The sequence below is a fragment of the Methylobacterium sp. AC433 genome, assembly GCF_979253015.1.
The window spans coordinates 204730-224636 of sequence record NZ_CEEDBN010000002.1; the positions used below are offsets into that span (position 1 = coordinate 204730).

Consider the following 19907-nt stretch of genomic DNA (forward strand, 5'->3'; position numbering starts at 1 on the left):
GCTGCCCGATCCGCCTCAGGCCCGCTCGGCGATCCGCCGGACGCCGCCGGGATCGGCGCTGGCGCTGAACTGCGACGGCGTCATCCCGTAATGCTGCCGGAACACGCGGCTGAGCTGGGCCGCGCTGCGGAACCCCACCTCCTCGGCCAGCACCGCGATCGGGTGCGGCTGGGCCGGTGCGCCGAGAGCCTCCCTGATCCGTTCGAGCCGGGCCGTGCGGATGAAGCACTCGACCCCACCCATCGGCTGGAACATCGCGAACAGCTTGGAGCGCGAGGCGCCGATGCGCCGTGCGACTTCGGCGGCGCTCAGGTCCGGGTTGCCGAGGTTCGCCTCGATATAGAGACGGGCTTTCTGGTAGAGCCGGGCCGGATCGCTGAGCGATGTGCCATGCCCGAGGGCGGCCGTGACGGCCTGGGCCATCAGCGTTGCCGTGTGGGCCATCGTCTCGGCATCGAGGGCCGTCAGGCGCGGCAGGCGCTCGCGCATCCGCAGGAGATGCGTGGTGTAGGGGGCGGCGACATCCGGCGGGATGACGAGGCCGTGGAGCCGGTCCAGGGGGCCGAACCAGCGCCGGGCGAAAGCGCGCGGCATGCCGACGAAGTTGCGCCGCTGGCGCGGGATGCCCTGGGCGTCGCGAATGATCGTCGGACGCGAAAAGTCGATGACGTAGACCGAGCCGGCCCCGGTCCGCACCTCCTGGCCGTCGAAGTTGCCGATGATGTCGCCCGTCTCGACATGCTGCAGGACGATCGCGTCGAGGCCGTCATAGCCGAGCTTCTGCGCCGGCCGATGGAAGACAAACGGGATTCCGTCCATGAAATGGAAGCGCAGGTGCTCCGACCAGAAACTGGTGATCTCCACATGGAACGGCGTGACCAGCGGTGTCACCAGCGCCGAGCTGGCGAACATCAGTTGGTAGACCTGTGCGGCGTCGGCCTCGGGATAGTCGTGACTGGAGAAGCGCACCTGCCGGAGGGGGAAGGTCCCGTCTTTGACATGCTGGTCCGAAAGCGAGTCTTGCAAGGCTGGGATCACGACTGTGGGCGAAGGGTCGGAGTGGTCAATGACGTTCGCATCCTCCGGTTCCGCCGCCGTGGCCGGATCGATTCGCGCGGAGACAGTCCCGGCGCGCGGTCGGTGTGGTCTGATCCGGCTGCCCGGACCGCGGGATCGGTGCCCAGGACGCGGCGTGACCCGGATTTACGCTGGAATTGCCGAGGAGATCGCGATCGACAACCTGCCGTCGCCGCACCTTTTTCCATCGAAATTCGCGGAAGGCGGCGCCTGATTTGACTTTCGATTTGCTAATCGGCGGCTGAGCGCGTACATATTCGATATCAATTCAACGGCAGAACCTCGGCGGCGCGGTTTCGTTTATGAAATCGAGCCAGGGATTCTCATGTCTTGAATTGATGACGGAGACGGCCGCGCATGATCGCGTGGACCTCCGGTAGATGAAGCCCGCAAGGGCGAAGGAATACGATGGCTGTCGGTACTGTTAAGTGGTTCAACGAGACAAAGGGTTTCGGTTTCATCCAGCCGGATAACGGCGGAAGCGACGTGTTCGTGCACATCTCGGCCGTCGAGCGCGCCGGCATGCGCGGCCTCGCGGAAGGCCAGAAGGTCTCCTACGAGATGGAAACCGACAAGCGCAGCGGCAAGCAGTCCGCCGGCAGCCTCCAGACCGTCTGATCACGGCGGGCTCCCACGTGGAGCCCGACCTGTTTCGAGAGCCGCTTCCCGAACGGGAGGCGGCTTGCTCGTGTTCTGAGACCCGATTCCAGGGGAGCGCGCCGAGGGCGGCCTCCCGCATGACAGGATCCTGTGTGAGCCAATTCAACCCGAACTCGATGACCGACCGCCTCAAGGCCGCGACCGAAGCCCGTGCCGCGGCGCTGGCCCGCTTCCGCGACCGCCCGGCAGCGGATGATCCGGTCGTGGTCGCCCGCAAGGCGGAGCGGGCGCAAATCGCCCGGGAGCGCGAGATTCGCGTAGCGGCTCGCGAGCAGGCCCGGCTCGAGGCTGAGGCTCAGCGCGCCGCCGAGGCCGAGGCCGATCGCGAGCGTCAGGCCGCCGAGGAAGTCCGCGCCGCCGAGGAGAAGGTTGCCCAGGCCGCTGCCGCCCGCCTGGAGCAGAAGGCCCAGCGCGATGCACGCTACGCGGCCCGCAAGGCCAAGGCGCGCCGTTAAGCACGGCAGCGGGATCCTGTGATCCTGCAACGAGACGCGGCGGGTTCGGCGCGAACCCGTCCGACGGCGCGTCCCACGGGACGGGCTCGCATCACCGGGTCCGCCGCGGCCGGCGGAACCACCCTTGGCGCGACCCCGGTCCGCCAGACCTCCACCGAGGAGACCAGCGCCATGTCCCACAAGTTCAAGATCGGCCAGCGCGTGCGCCGCGCCCAGATCGGCTATACCGCCCCGAAGACCGACATCACCGACGTCTTCGAGATCATCCGCCTCGTTCCCGAGGACCAGACTGGCGAGCCGTTCTACCGGATCAAATCCGGCAGCAGCGAGCGCGCGGTGCGCGAGGGCGAGATCACCGAGGCCTGAGGGGCGCGCCGCCGCGCCCGGCGCAGGCGCGGCTCATTCCAGCGAGATTCGACGGCAACGGCCTCCCCCTCAACACCATGAGGGGGAGGCCGTTCGCGTCAGCCCAGCACCACCACGCGGGAGCCGATCTCGACCCGGCCGTAGAGGTCGATGACGTCCTGGTTGATCATCCGGATGCAGCCCGACGAGACGCTCTTGCCGATCGATTCCGGCTCGAGGGTTCCGTGGATGCGGTAGAGGGTGTCCTTGTTGCCCTGCCAGAGATAATGCGCCCGCGCGCCGAGGGGATTGCGCGCGCCGCCGGGTACGCCGAGACCGCTCTGGAGCTGGGACACGGAGCGCGCCAGCTTCGGCGTGCGCGCGATCATCTCCTTGGGCGGATACCAGTCCGGCCACATCTGCTTCGAGTTCACCGTCGAGGCGCCGGACCACGAGAAGCCCTGCTTGCCGACGCCGACGCCGTAGCGTCGCGCCCGGCCGTTCGGCTGGACGAGGAAGAGGTGGTGGGCCCGGGGATCGATCACGATCGTGCCCGGGGTCTCCGAGCCCGTATAGGCGACCTCCTGGCGCAGGAAGGACGGGTTCGCCTTGCGCCAGTTGAAGGCATAGACCGGGAAGGGCTCGTCGGTGATCGCCGCGTAGGCGCGGTTGAAGTCGATGGGACCGTTGTCGACGGGCTTGGCCGGCGCGGCCTGCTGGGCCGAGGCCGGCGGCACCTGGCGCGGGGCGTAGAGGTCCGCATCCGGATCGTCCGCCACGGCGGGCCGGCCGCGCTGGCTCCGCACCGGGTCGAGATCGCGCTCGGCCCCGCGCTCGGAGTAGGGCACGTACTGGCCGCCCCGGCGCCGGTAGAGCCGCCCGTCCTCGTCGCGATAGAGGCGCTCGTCGTCGTAGGCGCCATCGCCGTCGATGGCGCCGCCGAAGAGGCCGCGTCCCTGCGCGAGGGCGGACCCGACGGGCGTGAGGAGCGCGAGGCTCGTCGTCGCCCCGGAGAGAAGCGTGCGGCGGGTCGTGTGAGACATGGGGCGGTGCTCGGGAAGTCGTCAGAGAAGGGTCGTTCGAGCCCGGGCCTAGCAAGTCGACGCAGGGCCGTCACGTCGTGCGGACGAAGGGCAGCCCTGCAAGGGCGCTAAAGTTCGCGGGCGATGCAGTGCGGGCACAATCACCGCCTCTAGAAACCATCCGGCAAACCTTTCGAAGACCCGTGCGAATACGACGGTATCGCGCTTTCACCATGTCGAAGAAAAAATGGTGGCCCGTGCCGCGATCCGGTTGCAGGCCGGTTGCAAAATCCCGGGCCGTGCCGACATAGCTGCTCACACGCCGACCCCCCTTCTCGAATACATGGAACGCGACCCGTGCCGGTCCCTCCGCGTCCCCGTAACCGCGCGCCCCATGCGGCGCTCGCGGCGTTGCTGCTCGTCACCCTGGTGCCTGGCGAGAGCCAGGCCGGCCGCAGCCGCACCCCACCCGCGCCGGAGCCGGCCGCACCGGTGACGAGCTGGACCTCGACCGAGCCGGAGAACCCCACCTGCCAGCGCACCCGTCGCAAGCTCTGGCAGGCCGGGGAGGGCTGGGTGGTCCGCGGCGTCACGGTCTGCCGGTGACCGGAGACGGGCGCCGCGATCCGCGCCGCGCAGGAGGGGCTCACGCGAAATCGATGCCGCGTGCGCGCTTGAGCGTAGGACAATCGCCTGGGCTTGGTTAAAGCTGGTCGGGCCACGCGTCGGATCGTGGGAACGGCCACCTCGGTTGGGGCAAGGCGCGTCGGCGGGAGCGTGGCCGGAGGAATGCTTGAGTAGGATCGGCGACGCGCCCGAGACGGGGCCCGAGGCCCTCGCGCGCTACGACATCCTGGACACTGCCCCCGAGGACGCGTTCGAGGACATCGTCACGCTGGCCTCCCGGATGCTGGAGATGCCGGTCTGCCTGATCTCGCTGGTGGATACCGACCGTCAGTGGTTCAAGGCCAGGGTCGGCTTCCCGCGTCCCGAGACCTCCCTCACCGAGTCGATCTGCGCCCACGCGGTGCAGCAGGACGGCCTCTTCGTCATTCCCGACACCACCCGGGATCCGCGCACGGACGCGAACCCCCTCGTCACCGGTGCGCCGCACGTGCGCTTCTATGCCGGCATGCCCCTTCGCACGCCGGAGGGAACGGCCCTGGGCACCCTGTGCGTCCTCGACACGAAGCCGCGCGAGCTGACCGAGGCGCAGGGCTTCATCCTGCGCACCTTGGCCGGTCGGGTCATGACCGAGCTCGGCCTGCGGCGCGCCCTGAAGGAACGCCGCGCGAGCGACCGGCACAACGCGGCGATCATCGGCAGCGCCATCGATTACGGCATCGTCACCCTGGACCTCGCCGGCCGGATCACGAGCTGGAATGTCGGGGCCGAGAGCGTCCTCGGCTGGAGCGAGGCCGAGATGATGGGTCGGCCCGCCGACCTCTTCTTCACGCCGGAGGACCGGGCGCGCGGCGTGCCCGAGCACGAGATGCGGGTCGCCCGCGAGCTCGGCCGGGCCAACGACGAGCGTTGGCACCTGCGCAAGGACGGCTCGCGCTTCTGGGGCATGGGCGAGATGATGCCCCTCAGGGACGAGGCGGACTACCACATCGGCTACCTCAAGATCCTGCGCGACCGCACGGCCGAGCGCCGGGCCACCGAGGCCCTGCGCAAGCAGACGGCCCTGCTCCAGACCGTCACCGACCACCTCAGCGAGGCGGTGGTCCGCCTGAGCGAGGACGACGTCGTCACCTTCGCCAATCCCGCCGCCGAGGCGATGCTGGGCTGGCCCCGCGGCAGCCTGATCGGCCGCAACCTCCACGACACGGCGCATCACCACCACCCCGACGGCCGGCCCTTCCCGCGGGAGGAGTGCGAGGTCGTGCGGTCTCTGCGCAGCGGCGTCGCCCTGCGCGACCGCGAGGCGACCTTCTTCCGACAGGACGGCTCGCCCATCGCCGTCATCACCAACAACGCGCCCATCGTCGAGGACGGCGTGGTGCAGGGCGCCGTCCTGACCCTGACGGACATCACCGAGCGCAAGGCGGCCAATGCCCGCCTGCGCCGGAGCGAGGAGCGCCTGAGCCTCGCCCTCAACGCGTCCGGCATGATCGGCACCTGGGACTGGGACCTGCGCGAGGACGTGATCTACGCCGATCCGAACTTCGCCCGGATCTACACCGTCGATCCCGAGCGCGCCGCCCTCGGGGCGCCCCTGGCGGATTACATCCGCAACTTCCATCCCGACGACATGCCGCGGTTCCAGGCCGAGCTCGACCGCCTCTTCGCGGGCGCCAAGGAATTCGCCTGCGAGTACCGCATCCTCCAGCCGGACGGCTCCCATCGCTGGGTGATCGCCCGCGGGAGCCTGGTGCGGGCCGCCGACGGGACGCCGCTGCGGTTTCCGGGGGCCTCGGTGGACATCACCGAACGCAAGCGGGCCGAGGAGCGCCAGGCGGCCCTGGTTGAGCTCGGCGAACGCCTGCGCGAATTGCAGGACCCCGGCGAGATCGCCTTCGTGGCCGCCGAGATCGCCGGCCGCACCCTCGGGCTGACCCGCGCGGCCTACGGCGTGCTCGACGATTCCGGGGCCTATCTCGACATCGTCCGGGACTGGACCCTGCCGGGGGCCGGCACCCTGGTCGGCCGCCATCGCTACGCCGATTACGGCTCCTACCTGCCGGAGTTGCGCCAGGGGCTGGCCGTCGTCATCGCGGACGTGGAGACCGATCCGCGCACCGCGGACCGGTCGGCGGCCTTCCGCGCCCTCGACGTGCGCACGGTGATCAACCTGCCGCTGATGGAGCGCGGGCAGCTCGTGGCGGTGTTCTGCCTGCACGATTCGAAGTGGCGCGACTGGACGCCGGACATCCTCGACTTCGTGCGCAACGTCGTCGACCGCACCCGCGCCGCCGTGGCCCGCCTGCGGGCCGAGGAGCAGCAGGAACTGGTCAACCGCGAACTCAGCCACCGCATGAAGAACCTGCTGGCCATGGTCCAGTCGATCGCGACCCAGACCATGCGCACGGCCGTCGACGTCGATACGGCCAAGGAGGTGCTCGCCGGCCGCCTCATCGCGCTGGGTCAGGCGCACGACCTCCTGATGGGAGGCGCCCTCGGCAGCACCCTGATCGGCCCGGTGGTGCGCGGGGCCCTGAAGCTGCACGAGGACCGGGACGGCCGTTTCCGCCTCGAAGGACCCGAACTCGAGATCGGCGCCAAGCCGGCCCTGTCGCTGGCGCTGATGCTGCACGAACTCGCCACCAACGCGGCCAAGTACGGGGCGCTCTCCGAGGAGAACGGCCATGTGGCGATCCGCTGGGACGTGCGCGACGAGGCCGGCGAGCCCAGCCTCGCCTTCTCCTGGGCCGAGATCGGCGGCCCGCCGGTGACGCGGCCGACCCGCAAGGGGTTCGGCTCGCGCTTCATCGAGCGCGGGCTCGCCGGGCAGGTCGGCGGCACCATCGCCCTCGACTTCCCCGCCGACGGCGTCACCTGCGTCATCAGCGCACCCCTGGCGGCCTTCCAGGCCGACGGCTGAGCCCAAGCCTGTCTGAGCCCAAGCCTGTCTGAGTCGAGGCCTGCCTGAGTCCGAGGCCCGCCTGAGTCCGAGACCCGCGAATCCAGGGCGTTTCCTGGGCAGTGCCGCCTCGTGCGGCAGCCGGGCGCCGCTGCCGACGGCAATCGGATGCCTGCGGATCGGGCAGGCGTGGGCGGGGACGGCGTCCGAAGCTCTGGCACGTTCGGTGCTTGGCCCGATTCGTCGCCGGTCGGCGACACGCGGAGCAAAGGCGCTCCGCACGCGGACGGCGTGAGTCCGGATCCCTTGGCATGAACGGCCCCTGCGGCCGCGAACCTCGAGACGCACTCCATGGCCAGCTTCAAGACCGTGATGAAATCCGGTCATCCTCCGACTTTGTTCGCCGCCTTCCTCTACTTCGATTTCTGCTTCGCGATCTGGGTGCTCAACGGCGCCATGGGTCCGTTCATCACCGAGACCTACAAGCTGACCCCTGCCCAGACCGGGTTCATGATCTCGCTGCCGATCCTGGCGGGCGCGATCATGCGCTTCCCGCTCGGGATCCTGGCCCAGTATATCGGCCGCAAGAACGCCGCGATCACCGAGATGACGGTGATCATGTTCGCGATGGCCTTCGGCTTCTTCTACGTGAACACCTACGACGAGGTGCTCGCCATGGGCGTGCTCCTCGGCATCGCCGGCGCCTCCTTCGGCGTCGCCCTGTCCCTCGGCTCGGGCTGGTTCCCCAAGGAGCACAAGGGCCTCGCGATGGGCATCGCCGGAGCCGGCAATTCCGGTACCGTGCTCGCCGTGCTGTTCGCGCCGCCCCTGGCCCAGGCCTATGGCTGGCAGACCGTCTACGGCTTTGCCGGCTGCGTCATGGCGATCCCGCTGATCGTGATGATCGTCTTCGCCAAGGAACCGCCGGACGCCGAGCACCAGTCCTTCAAGGAGCACGTCTCCTGCCTGTTCCAGAAGGACGGCTGGGCCTTCAACCTCATCTACATCATCACCTTCGGCGGCTTCATCGGTCTGTCGAACTTCCTGCCGACCTTCTTCTACGAGCAGTTCGCCGTGACCAAGGTCGAGGCCGGCCGCCTCACCATGCTGGCGGCCCTGATGGGCTCCGGCATCCGCGTCGTCGGCGGCTACTTCGCCGACCGGCTCGGCGGCATCCTGGTGCTGTCGGTGGTGCTGCTCGCCGCCGTCGGCTCGTTCCTGCTCCTCACGGCCTCGCCCTCGCTGGCGCTGACCACGGCGCTGTTCATGCTGTGCTTCGCTGCCCTCGGGGCCGGCAACGGCGCCCTGTTCCAGCTCGTGCCCCTACGCTGGCCCGCCAACACGGCGGTGGCCGGCTCGATGATCGGCGAGGTCGGGGCCCTCGGCGGCGCGATCCTGCCCAACGTGATGGGCCTGTCGAAGCAGTATACCGGCTCCTTCGCCCTCGGCTTCGTCGGCTACGCGGTCTTCGCCGCCCTGGTCCTGGTCTGCCTGCTGGTGTGGCAGCGCAGATGGGTCGGGACCTGGGTCGGCCCGCGCGGCAAGGTGCTGGCGCCGAGCACGCCCGAGCGCGCCGAGGCCGGCCGCCTCGATCCGCTCACCGCCTGAGCGGCGGCGCCGGCCGGGACGCCCCGGGCGGACGATGTCCGGCCTTCGGGTCCGGCGCTCAGCCGATCTCCTCCGCCACCAGCGCGAAGGTCAGGACATCCACCGAAGCCGCGCCGCCGCGCAGGAGGACCCGCGCGGCGGCGTTGGCCGTCGCGCCGGTGGTCATCACGTCGTCGATCAGGAGGAGGCGTCGGCCCTGCAATCGGGGCCGCATCGCCTTGGGCACCCGGAAGGCGCCCTGGAGGTTCGTCGCCCGGGCCACCCGGCTCAGGCCCACCTGCGGGCGCGTCGCCTTCACGCGGGCGAGGTAGCCCGGCTCGGCAGGCCGCCCGGCGATGCGGCCGATCCGCCGCGCCAGGAGGGCGGCCTGGTTGAAGCGCCGCCGCCACAGGCGCCACCGGTGCAGCGGCACCGGCACGAGGCAATCCGCCCGGGTCAGGAGGTCGGCGCCGGCGCCCGCCATCATCCCGGCGAGCACGGGACAGAGATCCAGGCGGTCCTCGTATTTCAGGCGGTGGACGAGGTCGCGGGCGACGCCCTCGTAGAGGGCCACCGCCCGCGCCTGTCCGAAGACCGGCGGATCCGCGATGGCGCGCGGGGAGAGCAGGGTGCCGGTGCCGTGGTCGATGCCGAAGGGCGTGCCGAAGCGGGCGCAGCACGGCTGCTCGATCAGTCGCAGACCCGACCAGCAGCGCGCGCAGAGGGCGTGCGGGTCGGCGATGGCGCCGCCGCAGCCCGGGCAGGTCGGCGGATAGACCAACGCGAGCGCGCCTCGAAGCGAGGCGCGCAGTCGGAGCGCGACGAGGCGGGCGACGGGAGCCATGACGGCCACCCTACCACCCGCATCGCCGGGATACGATCTGTGATTGTGCTCAGCGGGCCTGCTGCTGCGGCTGAGCCTGGTTCTGCTCGCGGTCGCGCTTGTTGGCCTGGTGGCGGCCGACGACGCAGCCAGCCGCGGCGCCGAGCACCCCATGGCCCGCCACGTGGCCGGCGACGCCGCCGACGAGGGCACCCTTGATGCAGCCCTTGGCCTCGGCGCCGGTGGCGGCGAGGCTGATCCCCGCGAGGGTGAGGGCCGCGCCGAACAGAATGGACTTCATGGCGTCTGATCTCCTCGATTCGTCGTCGAATCGCTGGGCCTCAACAGCGAGGGGCGGAGTCACGTTCCGTCCCCTTTGCCGCTGGCGCGCACGATCCCGGCGCGCCATCTAGATCGTGATGACCGCGCCACCGCTGTTCGATACGGGCCTCGCCCGCCGCCGCCTCGCCCGTGCCCATCGGGCCGGCTATGCCGACTTCCTGCTGCGCAGGGTCGTCGACGATCTGGAGGACCGCCTCGGGGCGGTGCTGCGGACCTTTGCCGAGGCCGTCGATCTCGGCACTCCGTCGTCGCTCGCCGCCGAGCGCCTGCGCGATTCCGGCCGGGTCGGGCACCTCACCCGGCTCGCGCCCCGCGCGGAGACCGGCGCGGTTCTCGCCGACCCCGAGGCCCTGCCGCTGGCGCCGGGCCGGTTCGACCTCGCCGTCTCGCTCCTCGCCCTGCAGCACGTCAACGACCTGCCCGGCGCCCTGGCGCAGCTGCGCCGGACCCTGCGCCCCGACGGGCTGTTCGTCGGCTGCCTCCTCGGCGGCCGGACCCTGACGGAGCTGCGGCAGGTCTTCGGGCAGGCGGAGAGCGAGGTCGATGGCGGTGTCAGCCCGCGCGTCGCCCCCTTCGCCGAGGTCCGCGAGATGGGCAGCCTGCTGCAGCGGGCCGGCTTCGCCCTGCCGGTCACCGATGTCGAGACCGTCACGGTGCGCTACCGCGACCCGTTCGCGCTGATGCACGACCTGCGCGCCATGGGGCTGACCAACGTCCTCGTCGACCGCCGCCGCACCCCCCTGCGCCGCGACACGCTCCTGCGTGCCGCCGCCCTCTATGCCGAGCGCTTCGCCGATCCCGACGGGCGCATCCGCGCCAGCTTCGAGATCCTGTGGCTCTCGGGCTGGGCTCCGCACGAGAGCCAGCAGAAGCCCCTGAAGCCCGGCAGCGCCCAGACGCGCCTCGCCGAGGCCCTGGGCACCACCGAACGCAAGCCCGAAGGACGAAACCCGTGAGACGCGAACCATGAGACAGCCCGGACCCGACCATCCGATCACCATCGCGCCGCATCCGGGCCGGCTGCGGATCCGGCTCGCGGGGACGCTCCTCGCCGAGACCGAGTCCGCCCTCGTGCTCACCGAGGCGGACTATCCGCCGGTCTTCTACGTCCCGCGGGCCGACGCCCGCTGGGAGCACTTCGCCCCGAGCGCCCGCCGCAGCCACTGCCCGTACAAGGGCGATGCCAGCTACTTCACGCTGACCACACCGGAGGCCGAGCGGCCGGACGCGGTCTGGAGCTACGAGGCGCCCTATCCGGCGGTGGCCGCCATCGCCGGCCATCTCGCGTTCTACCCGGACAGGATCGATCCGATCGAGCAAGCCTGACGGAGCGCGGCCTTCAGTCCCGAACCTGGGACCAGAACGCGGCCTTGCGCCCGTGCAGGCGGCGCAGCGTGCCGCGGTAGGCCTCCGGATCCTCCGTCAGGCCCTCGAGGGCGTCGAGGTAGCGGGCGGCGTGACCGTAGGCGGCGCTGCGCCCGTGCTCGAGGATGGAATCGATGAGCAGGCGGTAGAGCTCGGCCGCCGCCTCCGGCTGGGTCCGCTCCAGAGCCTCGGCGGCGGGCGCCAGGATCTCGTAGCGGGTGCCGTCCCAGCTGCCGCGATGGGCCATGACCAGCCGGGCGGCACGAGTCGGATTCGGCCAGTGGGTCAGGAAGGCCAGCGCTCGGTAGCGGTCCGGATGGGCCATCGCATGGTCGAAGGCGCGCTCCAGCGCCTCGTCGTCCTCGAAGTCGGGCAGCTTGGCGAGGTAGGCCCGCAGCATCGCCGGATCGAGGTTGCGCCTGAAGGCCTCCCAGCGCAGGGCCTGTGCGGCCTCGGTCTGCCCGAGGCTGTCGAGGATGCGGATCTCCACGGCCTGGCGCGCCCGCTCCGGAGCGTCATGGTCGAAATGCCCCGTGAGCAGGGCCTCGCGGGTGACCACCACCGGCCCGCGCTTCTGCGGCCGGCGGATCCAGTCCAGCGCCTCCGCCGCCCGGCCCGCCGCCAGCAGCCGCTCGGCGATCCGCACCCGGTCCGGCTGCTCGGGGGACACCGCCTGCTCGAAGGCGATGAAGGCATCGACGTCGCCGGCCCGGTCGGCCAGGGCCTGGCGCATCCGCACGAGGCGGCTGCGGGCCAGCTGGGACGCCCAGGCCTTCTGTCCGCCGGTCCGGCCTTCCGGAGCCGGGGGCGTAGCCTCCGCGAGGGCGGCATCGAGGGGTGCCAGCGCCCCCTCGGGAAGCCGCGGGATCAGATCGTGCATCAGGGTTTCGACGAAGCCGTGGCCGTCCGCGCGAAGGCGGGTCACCAGCCCGGTGGCGACCCCCGCGGCCTCCTCCGCGGGCAGGTCGACGATCAGCGCGGCGGCCGCATCGGCCGCGCGCTCGTAGACGCCGTGGATGCGTCCGCTCGAATCCTCGGCGCGCCCGAGGACGTCGCCGGCGCCCCCGAGGAAGCGGATCAGCCGGTCGAGGGCCGATCGGGGATCCAGGGCGGCGAGCTCGGTCACCACGGTGGTGAGCATGGCGTCGAGGTCGGCCGCGAAGGCGCGCTGCTTCTGCCAGTCGATGTAGCCCTGGCCCCGCTCCAGGGCGGTGAGCCGCCGGTCGATCAGCGCCGCGATGGCGTCCGGCCCCTGCAGGCTCGCCACCGCCGCGGTCACCAGCTTCTTGAAGGTCGGGTTGCGCGCCGTCTCGGACAGGACGAGGCCGATCACGCGCTCCAGGCCGAGTTCGGTCAGGGTCTCGGGGCTCGGCGTGGTCTTTCGCGATGCGCGCTTCGGCTTGGCCGGGGTGGACTTGGTAGCTTCGGACTTGCCATCTCCGGACTTGCCATCTCCGGACTTGCCATCTCCGGACTTGCCATCTCCGGACTTGCCATCTCCGGACTTGCCGGCGTCGGGCCTGCCGACGACGGGCGGCCGACCGGCAGCCGCCTTCGTCGCCGGTTTCGCCGCTGCCCTGCGTGCCATGCGCCGCGCTCCTTCTCCCGGCGGGGCGGGTCGCGCCGCCGGGGATCTGTCTCCCAGAAGTGGATCAGGGGCCGAGCAGATCCAGCAGGAAGGGGATCAGCGGCGCATCCGCCGGCGGCATCGGCTGGTCCTTGAGGTCGCGCGGGCGCACCCACTTGAGGGTCTGGCCTTCCAGGGGGCGCGGCAGGCCTTCCCAGCGCCGGCAGATGTAGAGCGGCATCAGGAGGTGGAAGTCCGGATAGGCGTGGCTCGCGAAGGTGAGGGGGGCGAGGCAGGCCTCCTGCACGCTGATGCCGAGCTCCTCGGCGAGTTCGCGGATCAGGGTCTCCTCCGGCCGCTCGCCCGGGTCGACCTTGCCGCCCGGGAATTCCCACAGGCCGGCGAGCTGCTTGCCCGGCGGGCGCTGGGCGAGGAGCACGCGTCCGTCGGCATCGACCAGGGCGACGGCGACCACGAGGAGGATGCGCAGGGGCGCGGCCGCCGCGGCGCTCACGGGGCGATCGCGAAGGTCGCGGCGACGTCGGCGGCGGTCTCGATCGTGCCGGCGACGAGGGGCACCGGAGCGCCGCCCCGCTTGGCCCGCATCGGGGCGGGCGCCGCGAAGGCGACCGGCGGGGAGCTGCCCGCCGCCGGGGACTGGATCGACACCACCCGCCCGAGGGCGACGCCGGCCGCCTCGGCCAGCCGCTCGGCCTGGGCCCGCGCGTCCTTCATCGCCGCGCTGCGCATGGCGCTCTCGGCCGCATCGGGATCGCGCAGGCCGAAGCTGACGCCGTCGATGCGGTTCGCGCCGCCGTCGAGGGCCCGGCGCATCAGGTCGCCGAGGCGGCCCATATCGGCGAGGCGCACCCGCACCGTGTTGCTGGCCCGGTAGCCGTCCGGCTTTTCGGTGAAGGTCCCGTCGGCCTGGCGGACCGAGCGGGTGACCGGCTGCAGCGTCACGGCGGAGGTGCCGAGATCCGCCTCCGGCACCTGAAACTCGGCGGCCAGGACCAGGATGGCCTTGGCGGCTGTGCTGGCGCCGTCGAGGGCGACGGCGGGGGTTGCGCCCTTGGCCTCGACGCCGATCTCGACCGAGGCGAAGTCCGGCGCCACCTCGGAGCGGGCGCGCCCGACGACGCTGATCCGGCCCTCGGCCGGCCCCGGCCTGTCCTCGGCCCGCACCTCGCCACCGGCGCCGAGCAGCGCCAGCGCGAGGAGGGCGAACGCTCCGGCGCGCCTCATGAGCGGTAATCTCCGTTGATCTCGATGTAGAGCTTGGTCAGGTCGCAGGTCCAGACGCGCGCGCTGCCCTCGCCGAGGCCGAGGTCGACCCGCACGGTGACGTCGGGTTCGCGCATCACCGCGCTCGCAGCGTCCTCGCTGTAATCCGGGTCGCGGGCGCCCTCGCGGGCGACGCGCACGTCGCCGAACCAGATCGCGAGGCGGTCGCGGTCGGCCGGTTCGCCGGCCTTGCCGACGGCCATCACCACCCGGCCCCAGTTGGCGTCCTCGCCCGCGATGGCGGTCTTCACCAGGGGCGAGTTGGCGATGGACATGGCGATCCGATGGGCCGAGGCGTCGCTGGTCGCGCCCGTGACCCGCACGGTGACGAACTTGCGGGCGCCCTCGCCATCCTTGGCGACGAGCTGGGCCAGCTCCACCAGGAGGTCGTCGAGGGCGGCGCGGAACGCGGACAGGCGCGGATCGTCGGCGGTGGAGATCGCGGCGTTGCCGGCGGTGCCCGTCGCGAACAGCATCAGGGTGTCGGAGGTGGAGGTGTCGCCGTCCACGGTCACGCAGTTGAAGCTCGTGGCCGTGCCGGCGGAGAGGAGTGCCTGGAGCACGTCCTGCGGCAGGGTGGCGTCGGTGAAGACGAAGCTCAGCATGGTGGCCATGTCGGGCGCGATCATGCCGGCGCCCTTGGCGATGCCGTTGAGGGTGACGGTGACGCCGTCGACCGTGGCCCGGCGGGTGGCGAGCTTGGGGAAGGTGTCGGTGGTCATGATCGCCTGCGCCGCCGCCGCCCAGGCCTCGGCACCGTCCTGGGTCCGGCCGGCGCAATCGGCGAGCACGCTCTCGAACTTGGTGGCGTCCAGGGGCTCGCCGATGACGCCCGTCGAGGCGATGAAGATCTCCTCGGGCCGGCACTGCGCCGCCTCGGCGGCGATTCGGGCCGTCAGCGCCACGGCCTCGCGCCCGCGCAGGCCCGTGAAGGCGTTGGCGTTGCCGGAATTCACCACGAGGGCGCGGGCCCCCGCGCTGCCCAGCGCCTCGCGGCACCAATCCACCGCGGCCGAGGGGCATTTCGAGCGGGTGAACACGCCGGCGGCCTGCGTGCCCGCGGCGAGCGCCACGTAGAGCACGTCGGTACGGCCGGAATAGCGGATGCCCGCCTGCGCGGTCGCGAGCCCGACGCCGCGAATCGCCGGCAGCTGCGGCTGGGTCAGGGGCGCCAGCGGCGAGACGGGGGGGCTCTTGGCAGACGACATGGACGAGGCTCCGGCTCTCTGCGGCCGTCTCGGGCGCGCGGCGTGGCCGGTGTTGCCCCGCCCGCGCCGCCTTCGTCAACCGCGACGAGCGTCATCTGGCCGTCGCATCCGGACCCGGCGCCTCAAGGCCTTGCGGATCAAGCACTTGCCCGCCCGCGGCGGTGCAGCATCGCGGCCCGCCCCGAGCCTCCGGATCGACGGGCCGGGCGGGACGGGGAGGGCGGGATCCGAAAGTCGTCCACGTATCGGGGAAGAGGGCTTGTCTGTTCGAGCGAACGTGACATAGCATGCTGCGACGCACAGTTTCCGAGGTGATCGGCACGGATGTCCAGGCGCGGCGGGGGAGTCTCGACGATGGAACGACCGACTTCGCCGGGTGGCGCCTACGGCGTCCAGGTCCTGATCGCCGGCCGCCAGAAGCATTGGCGTGACGAGGTCTCGTCCCAGATCCGGCGGGCGGGCTTCGCGGCCACGACGGTGGATTGCGGCGTCGATGCGATGACGGTCCTGGCCCTGGGCCTGCCCGTCGATGTTCTCGTCACCGACGTGAGCCTGCAGGGCAAGCTTTGCTGCCAGAGGCTCGCCCTGGAAGCCCGGGCGCTTCGCCCCGACCTGCGCATCGTCTTCGCCAGCGACCTCGAATCCCTGGCGAGCGAGGAAGACCCGACGCAGTGGCTCGAGGAACTGTTCGACACCCAGTTCCCGGACGACCGCGACGGCCTGATCGCGGTCCGGCGCATCGACAACGTCGCCAGCACGGTTTGGGACGCCCTCCGCAGCCCTGCCTGATGCGCGGCGCCTCCGAGGCGCGACGCTCGGATCTCGATACCTCCCCGTTGGGATCGCCCAACTCCGGTCGGCGAGCCGGATACCCCAACAGCGTGACGGTTTTCTGACGATCGGCCCGGATCGTATCGGTTTCGGTCCCGGACGGACAAAGCCCTCGCGCGGAGCTCGCGCGCGGACGCGAAGGCTTTCGGGCGTCGGATCGCGACGGCGTCTCGGACGCGATCCTCGCGCCGATCACTGCGCCTTGGGGGCGTCCGCCGGCTTCGTGTCGGAATTCGACTTCGCATCCGTGTTCGTCGTGGCGCCCGTCGTCGGCTTGGCATCGGCGTTGGGCTTGGCCTTGCCGAGATAGACGTATTCCGGCGCGGCGCGGAGCTGATCCTTGTTGGTGTCGATCGTCGCCTTCAGGGTGGCGTCGTCGACGCGCACGAGCTTCATCGCGCTGGGGTCGATGGCGACGTACTTGGTGCCGAGGCCGAGGAAGCCGCCGACGCCGACCACCCAGGACTTCACGGTGTTCTTCTCGTCGAGCACCACGTCGGCGATCTCGCCGATGGTCTCGTTGGCGGCGTTCTGGATGGTGAGGCCCACGAGCTTCGAAGTGACCATGTCGCTCTTGTTCTGCACCACGAAGGTGGGGCGCAGATCGTTGGCGAGGGTGGCGGGGGCGGCCTGGACCGGTGCCGACGCGGCCGCGGGCGCGTTGGCATCCGGCGACTGGGCGAGGGCGAGGGTGGCGCTGGCAGCGAGGAGGGTCGTGCCGAGCAACAGGCTGCGCATGGGCGAAGTCTTTCGAAAAATCGAGCCGAAGGTCGAACGAGGGGGGCCGTGATGGCACACGCTCAAGTTCAGGCCTCCGCCAAAGGTTCCCGCGATACGGCATGGTGAATGGACGAACGCCGTTCCGGCCTTAGGTTCCTGGGGACAGGGGCGGCGGAACCGGTCCGCGCGCCCGCCAAGGGGTGCCGCACCATGTCGAACGCCATCTCGCCCGAGTCCCGCTTCGCGCTGCCGCGCCGTCACGCCCTGGCGATCCTGGGCGGGGCCCTCGTCTGCGGCGTCCGCCCGGCCCTGGCCGATGCCGCGAAGGCGGGCGCCTTCTCCTTCGAGAAGCCGGAGGGCGGCACCCTGCCGCTCTCGGCCTATGCCGGCCGGCCCATCCTGGTGGTCAACACCGCCACGGCCTGCGGCTATGCCGGGCAATTCACCGGACTGCAGGGCCTGTGGACCCGCTTCGGCGACCGGGGCCTGACCGTCATCGCGGTCCCGTCGCCCGATTTCGGCAATCAGGAGCCCCTCGACGGGGTCGCCATCGCGGAGGCGGCGCGCCGGAACCACGGCGTCACCTTCCCGGTGACCGCCAAGACCCATGTCCGGGGCCCGGCCGCGCATCCGTTCTACCGCTGGGCCGCCGCCGAGAAGCCCGGCAACGCGCCGGGCTGGAACTTCCACAAATACCTCGTCGACCGGGACGGCAGCCTGATCGGCGCCTTCCCGTCCTCGGTCGAGCCCAACGATCCGCGCATCGTCACCGCGATCGCCAACGCGCTGCCCGCCGCCTGAGGCGTCAGCGCGGGATGTCCCGGGGCGGGCGGAGCGCCTCGGCTTTCGGCGGCGCGCGGCGGAGACGCCGCGGCCGTTCGGCGCTGCCGCGCGCCGGCGGCGAGGCGTAGTTCGACGCGAAGGGATTGGCCGGTGTCCGATCGGCGCTGCCGAACAGGCTGAACTCGGCCCGGGCGCCGGAGCCCGCGCACAGAATCGTCACGAGAAGGCCGAGGAGGAGGGGGCGCATGCGGCTCCTGGGGCCGGCCGCCTTCGGCCGGAGCGGTGGGGTCCCTTGCTCCGATACCGCAAGCCCCCACATCCGGCGAGAGGCGGGCCCCGGATCGCCGGAGGTTCCGGGCCGCCGCGGGATGGGTCGAGGGACGGGACGATGAAGCCGCACCGGTTCGAGCAGGCGGGGGCCGTCTTCGAGATCGCCTTCGAGCGGGCGCCCGAGGGCTGGGTCGCCCACATCCGCCGCGAAGACAGCGAGACCACCCACGCGATCGGGTTCCCCGACGGGCCGGGCTACGATCCGACGGACGTGCGCGGCTCGCTGATCGCGGGCTGCGAGGCGGCGCTTCCGAACCTGTCCTGGGCGCGCCCGACGCGTCACTGACGGGAACCTCCCGAAGCGCCCCGTGTTCGCCCTCCCACATGCGCTCGGCACCTGTGCCCGCGCGCGAAACGGGAAGGAACGGCCGATGTCCGAGATCACCTATCGCATCGTCGAGCACGACGGCGGCTTCGCCTACAAGGTCGGCGACGTGTTCTCCGAGACCTATCCGAGCCACGACGAGGCCCTGCAGGCGGCCCAGGCCGCCGCGGCCGAGCAGCAGGTTCCAGGCTCGACGGAGGGCATCCGCTACCAGGACAGCAAGGGCGCCTGGCACGACGAGACCGCCCAGGGCAACGATCGCCCCACCGCCCGCGTGGTCGACTGAGGATCGGGTCCGGTTCCCGCGACGCTCAGGCCGAGCGTCGCCGGGCCGGGGTTCCGCCGGCGGGCCATGCGGCCAGGGCCGCTTGCGGGCCGGTATCCGCCTCCTGGCGATGCCGGGCGCAGCCGGTGCGGTTCCGCCCCGCCGACTTCGCCCGGTAGAGCGCTGCGTCGGCCGCCTCGAACAGGGCGGCCGGCGTCGCCGCGCCGTCGCGGCTCGCGGCGACGCCGACGCTGACCGTCACGTGATTCAGCCCGTCGCCGCGCCCGGCATGGGGCAGGGAAAGCGCGTTCAGCGACAGGCGGATCCGCTCGGCCAGGGCGATGGCGGCCTCGTTGTCGAGACCCGGCAGCAGCAGCGCGAATTCCTCGCCGCCGTAGCGTGCCACCAGATCGGCGGCGCTGCCGGCCCGGGCGGTGAGCAGGCGCGAGATCGCGCACAGGCAGGCATCGCCCGACCCGTGCCCGTAATGGTCGTTGAAGCGCTTGAAGTGATCGACATCCACCAGCATCAGCGCGAACGGGTCGCCGTCCCGTGAGGCCTGCCAGAGGGCCTCGAGGCGCTCCGAGAAGGCGCGCCGGTTGGCGAGGCCGGTCAGCGGGTCGGTGGTCGAGAGGCGCGTGAGGCGCGCATTGGCGACGACGAGCTGCTGCGCCCGCAGGGATTCCCGTAACGTATAGAGATAGTTGCGCCGGTTGGCGCTCTCGATCTTGTGCGCGGCTGCGAGACTGAAGGCGATGCCGATCAGCATGTCGAGGCGGATCAGGCCTGCGAGGTCGGGCGCGATCTCCGGGTGGGCCGCGACGGCGAGGCAACCGGCGAGCGCGGCCGTGCCCGAGACGATGCAGGCCCAGATGAACCGGAGGGCCAGGCAGATGTTGGCGAAGATCACCGTCAGCCAGATCGCCGTGGTCGCGTGGGCGACGTTGGGTCCCTGCCCGAGCCAGAGGGTGCCCGCCGGGATCATCGTCGCCGCCAGGACGCCGAGGCCGCACAGGGCCTCCCGCATCCGCGCGCTCACCCGGCCGAGGGCCACGAAGATCGCGAGCGCCATCGGCGTCATCACGCCGATCCGCAGGACGAGATTCTGGGTCGCGAGGTTGGGCGTCGTGACGTAGGCCGCCCAGGCGTAGAGGTGGAAGACCGCCAGGCCGATCAGGGTGGCGCGGCGCAGGTGCCGGACCCGCCGGCGGCCGGTCTCGGCCTCGAACCGGGCCTCGAGCTCGGCCGGGAAGGCGAGGCGCCAGCGCGTCGCCTGCAGGGTCCGCTCGATGAGCATCAGCAGGTGGTCGCTGGCGCGAAACGACAGGGAGCCCGGATCGTCGGACGATCGGGCAGCAGACGAAGCGGTCACGCGTGGGGAGATCCATAGGCGGG

23 protein-coding genes are annotated in these 19907 nt (G+C 71.4%); 12 read left to right on the forward strand and 11 right to left on the reverse strand.

What is annotated here, in order from left to right:
* Nucleotides 1-15 precede the first annotated feature (15 nt).
* A complete protein-coding gene (locus AC0IWM_RS04455; RefSeq protein WP_471753258.1) occupies nucleotides 16-1026 on the reverse strand; it encodes a helix-turn-helix domain-containing protein in 1011 nt (336 codons plus the stop codon).
* A gap of 459 nt (nucleotides 1027-1485) precedes the next feature.
* Here AC0IWM_RS04455 and AC0IWM_RS04460 point away from each other — a divergent pair, with 459 nt between their 5' ends.
* From AC0IWM_RS04460 to AC0IWM_RS04470, 3 genes are all read left to right on the forward strand, one after another.
* Nucleotides 1486-1695 carry a cold-shock protein gene (locus AC0IWM_RS04460; protein ID WP_055947623.1) on the forward strand — a complete coding sequence of 70 codons (210 nt, stop codon included), beginning with the start codon at nucleotides 1486-1488 and terminating at the stop codon, nucleotides 1693-1695.
* Between the two features lie 119 nt (nucleotides 1696-1814).
* A complete protein-coding gene (locus AC0IWM_RS04465; RefSeq protein ID WP_471753259.1) occupies nucleotides 1815-2192 on the forward strand; it encodes a DUF6481 family protein in 378 nt (125 codons plus the stop codon).
* Nucleotides 2193-2363: 171 nt separating this feature from the next.
* The gene (locus AC0IWM_RS04470; protein ID WP_056466305.1) at nucleotides 2364-2558 is read left to right on the forward strand and encodes a hypothetical protein; all 195 of its coding nucleotides are present in this window, start codon (nucleotides 2364-2366) and stop codon (nucleotides 2556-2558) included.
* 98 nt (nucleotides 2559-2656) lie between these two features.
* Here AC0IWM_RS04470 and AC0IWM_RS04475 read toward each other — a convergent pair whose 3' ends face one another.
* Entirely contained in the window at nucleotides 2657-3580 is a 924-nt protein-coding gene (locus AC0IWM_RS04475; protein ID WP_056466309.1) for a L,D-transpeptidase, read from the reverse strand.
* A gap of 336 nt (nucleotides 3581-3916) precedes the next feature.
* Between AC0IWM_RS04475 and AC0IWM_RS04480 the strand changes: the two genes are divergently transcribed.
* The 3 genes from AC0IWM_RS04480 to AC0IWM_RS04490 all read left to right on the forward strand — a co-directional run bounded on the left by AC0IWM_RS04480 (nucleotide 3917) and on the right by AC0IWM_RS04490 (nucleotide 8690).
* The gene (locus AC0IWM_RS04480) at nucleotides 3917-4165 is read left to right on the forward strand and encodes a hypothetical protein (protein WP_471753260.1); all 249 of its coding nucleotides are present in this window, start codon (nucleotides 3917-3919) and stop codon (nucleotides 4163-4165) included.
* Nucleotides 4166-4352: 187 nt separating this feature from the next.
* Nucleotides 4353-7103 carry a PAS domain S-box protein gene (locus AC0IWM_RS04485; RefSeq protein WP_471753261.1) on the forward strand — a complete coding sequence of 917 codons (2751 nt, stop codon included), beginning with the start codon at nucleotides 4353-4355 and terminating at the stop codon, nucleotides 7101-7103.
* A 330-nt stretch (nucleotides 7104-7433) separates the two neighbouring features.
* Nucleotides 7434-8690 (forward strand): MFS transporter, encoded by a 1257-nt coding sequence (locus tag AC0IWM_RS04490; protein WP_056466318.1) that lies wholly within the window; start codon nucleotides 7434-7436, stop codon nucleotides 8688-8690.
* A gap of 58 nt (nucleotides 8691-8748) precedes the next feature.
* Here the strand turns inward: AC0IWM_RS04490 and AC0IWM_RS04495 are convergent, their stop codons facing one another.
* Nucleotides 8749-9513, reverse strand: a complete 765-nt coding sequence (locus AC0IWM_RS04495; protein ID WP_471753262.1) for a ComF family protein — start codon at nucleotides 9511-9513, stop codon at nucleotides 8749-8751.
* 49 nt (nucleotides 9514-9562) lie between these two features.
* Complete coding sequence (locus AC0IWM_RS04500; protein ID WP_056466319.1) at nucleotides 9563-9793, reverse strand: hypothetical protein; 231 nt, start codon at nucleotides 9791-9793, stop codon at nucleotides 9563-9565.
* 118 nt (nucleotides 9794-9911) lie between these two features.
* On the opposite strand from AC0IWM_RS04500, the gene AC0IWM_RS04505 reads away from it, so the two are divergent.
* Together AC0IWM_RS04505 and AC0IWM_RS04510 are read left to right on the forward strand one after the other, a co-directional pair.
* Nucleotides 9912-10790: a methyltransferase domain-containing protein gene (locus AC0IWM_RS04505; RefSeq protein WP_471753263.1), complete on the forward strand. Its 879-nt coding sequence runs from the start codon at nucleotides 9912-9914 to the stop codon at nucleotides 10788-10790.
* A gap of 10 nt (nucleotides 10791-10800) precedes the next feature.
* Nucleotides 10801-11160 carry a DUF427 domain-containing protein gene (locus tag AC0IWM_RS04510; protein ID WP_471753264.1) on the forward strand — a complete coding sequence of 120 codons (360 nt, stop codon included), beginning with the start codon at nucleotides 10801-10803 and terminating at the stop codon, nucleotides 11158-11160.
* A 13-nt stretch (nucleotides 11161-11173) separates the two neighbouring features.
* Here the strand turns inward: AC0IWM_RS04510 and AC0IWM_RS04515 are convergent, their stop codons facing one another.
* From AC0IWM_RS04515 to argJ, 4 genes are all read right to left on the reverse strand, one after another.
* The gene (locus AC0IWM_RS04515; RefSeq protein ID WP_471753265.1) at nucleotides 11174-12787 is read right to left on the reverse strand and encodes a DUF6880 family protein; all 1614 of its coding nucleotides are present in this window, start codon (nucleotides 12785-12787) and stop codon (nucleotides 11174-11176) included.
* 64 nt (nucleotides 12788-12851) lie between these two features.
* Nucleotides 12852-13280, reverse strand: a complete 429-nt coding sequence (mutT, locus tag AC0IWM_RS04520; RefSeq protein ID WP_471753267.1) for an 8-oxo-dGTP diphosphatase MutT — start codon at nucleotides 13278-13280, stop codon at nucleotides 12852-12854.
* Nucleotides 13277-14011, reverse strand: a complete 735-nt coding sequence (locus AC0IWM_RS04525) for an SIMPL domain-containing protein (protein WP_471753268.1) — start codon at nucleotides 14009-14011, stop codon at nucleotides 13277-13279. The genes mutT and AC0IWM_RS04525 overlap by 4 nt, the downstream gene beginning before the upstream one ends.
* Complete coding sequence (gene argJ / locus AC0IWM_RS04530) at nucleotides 14008-15258, reverse strand: bifunctional glutamate N-acetyltransferase/amino-acid acetyltransferase ArgJ (protein WP_471753269.1); 1251 nt, start codon at nucleotides 15256-15258, stop codon at nucleotides 14008-14010. The genes AC0IWM_RS04525 and argJ overlap by 4 nt, the downstream gene beginning before the upstream one ends.
* A 354-nt stretch (nucleotides 15259-15612) precedes the next feature.
* On the opposite strand from argJ, the gene AC0IWM_RS04535 reads away from it, so the two are divergent.
* Entirely contained in the window at nucleotides 15613-16047 is a 435-nt protein-coding gene (locus tag AC0IWM_RS04535; protein WP_471753270.1) for a response regulator, read from the forward strand.
* A 234-nt stretch (nucleotides 16048-16281) separates the two neighbouring features.
* Here AC0IWM_RS04535 and AC0IWM_RS04540 read toward each other — a convergent pair whose 3' ends face one another.
* Complete coding sequence (locus AC0IWM_RS04540; protein ID WP_471753271.1) at nucleotides 16282-16827, reverse strand: PRC-barrel domain-containing protein; 546 nt, start codon at nucleotides 16825-16827, stop codon at nucleotides 16282-16284.
* A 192-nt stretch (nucleotides 16828-17019) separates the two neighbouring features.
* Here AC0IWM_RS04540 and AC0IWM_RS04545 point away from each other — a divergent pair, with 192 nt between their 5' ends.
* A complete protein-coding gene (locus AC0IWM_RS04545) occupies nucleotides 17020-17610 on the forward strand; it encodes a glutathione peroxidase (protein ID WP_471753272.1) in 591 nt (196 codons plus the stop codon).
* A 4-nt stretch (nucleotides 17611-17614) separates the two neighbouring features.
* Here AC0IWM_RS04545 and AC0IWM_RS04550 read toward each other — a convergent pair whose 3' ends face one another.
* Nucleotides 17615-17839 carry a hypothetical protein gene (locus AC0IWM_RS04550; protein WP_471753273.1) on the reverse strand — a complete coding sequence of 75 codons (225 nt, stop codon included), beginning with the start codon at nucleotides 17837-17839 and terminating at the stop codon, nucleotides 17615-17617.
* Nucleotides 17840-17980: 141 nt separating this feature from the next.
* Between AC0IWM_RS04550 and AC0IWM_RS04555 the strand changes: the two genes are divergently transcribed.
* Both AC0IWM_RS04555 and AC0IWM_RS04560 read left to right on the forward strand, forming a co-directional pair.
* Nucleotides 17981-18208, forward strand: a complete 228-nt coding sequence (locus AC0IWM_RS04555; RefSeq protein ID WP_471753274.1) for a hypothetical protein — start codon at nucleotides 17981-17983, stop codon at nucleotides 18206-18208.
* An 85-nt stretch (nucleotides 18209-18293) separates the two neighbouring features.
* Nucleotides 18294-18533 (forward strand): hypothetical protein, encoded by a 240-nt coding sequence (locus tag AC0IWM_RS04560; protein ID WP_055947672.1) that lies wholly within the window; start codon nucleotides 18294-18296, stop codon nucleotides 18531-18533.
* A 25-nt stretch (nucleotides 18534-18558) separates the two neighbouring features.
* On the opposite strand, the gene AC0IWM_RS04565 is transcribed toward AC0IWM_RS04560, so the two are convergent.
* Nucleotides 18559-19884: a GGDEF domain-containing protein gene (locus AC0IWM_RS04565; protein WP_471753275.1), complete on the reverse strand. Its 1326-nt coding sequence runs from the start codon at nucleotides 19882-19884 to the stop codon at nucleotides 18559-18561.
* Nucleotides 19885-19907 lie beyond the last annotated feature (23 nt).

Excerpts from the sequence above, each read along its gene's own strand:
- AC0IWM_RS04460 (WP_055947623.1), top strand. The coding sequence starts at position 1,486 with ATGGCTGTCGGTACTGTTAAGTGGTTCAACGAGACAAAGGGTTTCGGT.
- AC0IWM_RS04465 (WP_471753259.1), top strand. The coding sequence starts at position 1,815 with ATGACAGGATCCTGTGTGAGCCAATTCAACCCGAACTCGATGACCGAC.
- AC0IWM_RS04470 (WP_056466305.1), top strand. The coding sequence starts at position 2,364 with ATGTCCCACAAGTTCAAGATCGGCCAGCGCGTGCGCCGCGCCCAGATC.
- AC0IWM_RS04475 (WP_056466309.1), bottom strand. The coding sequence starts at position 3,580 with ATGTCTCACACGACCCGCCGCACGCTTCTCTCCGGGGCGACGACGAGC.
- AC0IWM_RS04490 (WP_056466318.1), top strand. The coding sequence starts at position 7,434 with ATGGCCAGCTTCAAGACCGTGATGAAATCCGGTCATCCTCCGACTTTG.
- AC0IWM_RS04495 (WP_471753262.1), bottom strand. The coding sequence starts at position 9,513 with ATGGCTCCCGTCGCCCGCCTCGTCGCGCTCCGACTGCGCGCCTCGCTT.
- AC0IWM_RS04500 (WP_056466319.1), bottom strand. The coding sequence starts at position 9,793 with ATGAAGTCCATTCTGTTCGGCGCGGCCCTCACCCTCGCGGGGATCAGC.
- AC0IWM_RS04505 (WP_471753263.1), top strand. The coding sequence starts at position 9,912 with ATGACCGCGCCACCGCTGTTCGATACGGGCCTCGCCCGCCGCCGCCTC.
- AC0IWM_RS04510 (WP_471753264.1), top strand. The coding sequence starts at position 10,801 with ATGAGACAGCCCGGACCCGACCATCCGATCACCATCGCGCCGCATCCG.
- AC0IWM_RS04515 (WP_471753265.1), bottom strand. The coding sequence starts at position 12,787 with ATGGCACGCAGGGCAGCGGCGAAACCGGCGACGAAGGCGGCTGCCGGT.
- AC0IWM_RS04525 (WP_471753268.1), bottom strand. The coding sequence starts at position 14,011 with ATGAGGCGCGCCGGAGCGTTCGCCCTCCTCGCGCTGGCGCTGCTCGGC.
- argJ (WP_471753269.1), bottom strand. The coding sequence starts at position 15,258 with ATGTCGTCTGCCAAGAGCCCCCCCGTCTCGCCGCTGGCGCCCCTGACC.
- AC0IWM_RS04535 (WP_471753270.1), top strand. The coding sequence starts at position 15,613 with ATGGAACGACCGACTTCGCCGGGTGGCGCCTACGGCGTCCAGGTCCTG.
- AC0IWM_RS04540 (WP_471753271.1), bottom strand. The coding sequence starts at position 16,827 with ATGCGCAGCCTGTTGCTCGGCACGACCCTCCTCGCTGCCAGCGCCACC.
- AC0IWM_RS04545 (WP_471753272.1), top strand. The coding sequence starts at position 17,020 with ATGTCGAACGCCATCTCGCCCGAGTCCCGCTTCGCGCTGCCGCGCCGT.
- AC0IWM_RS04550 (WP_471753273.1), bottom strand. The coding sequence starts at position 17,839 with ATGCGCCCCCTCCTCCTCGGCCTTCTCGTGACGATTCTGTGCGCGGGC.
- AC0IWM_RS04555 (WP_471753274.1), top strand. The coding sequence starts at position 17,981 with ATGAAGCCGCACCGGTTCGAGCAGGCGGGGGCCGTCTTCGAGATCGCC.
- AC0IWM_RS04560 (WP_055947672.1), top strand. The coding sequence starts at position 18,294 with ATGTCCGAGATCACCTATCGCATCGTCGAGCACGACGGCGGCTTCGCC.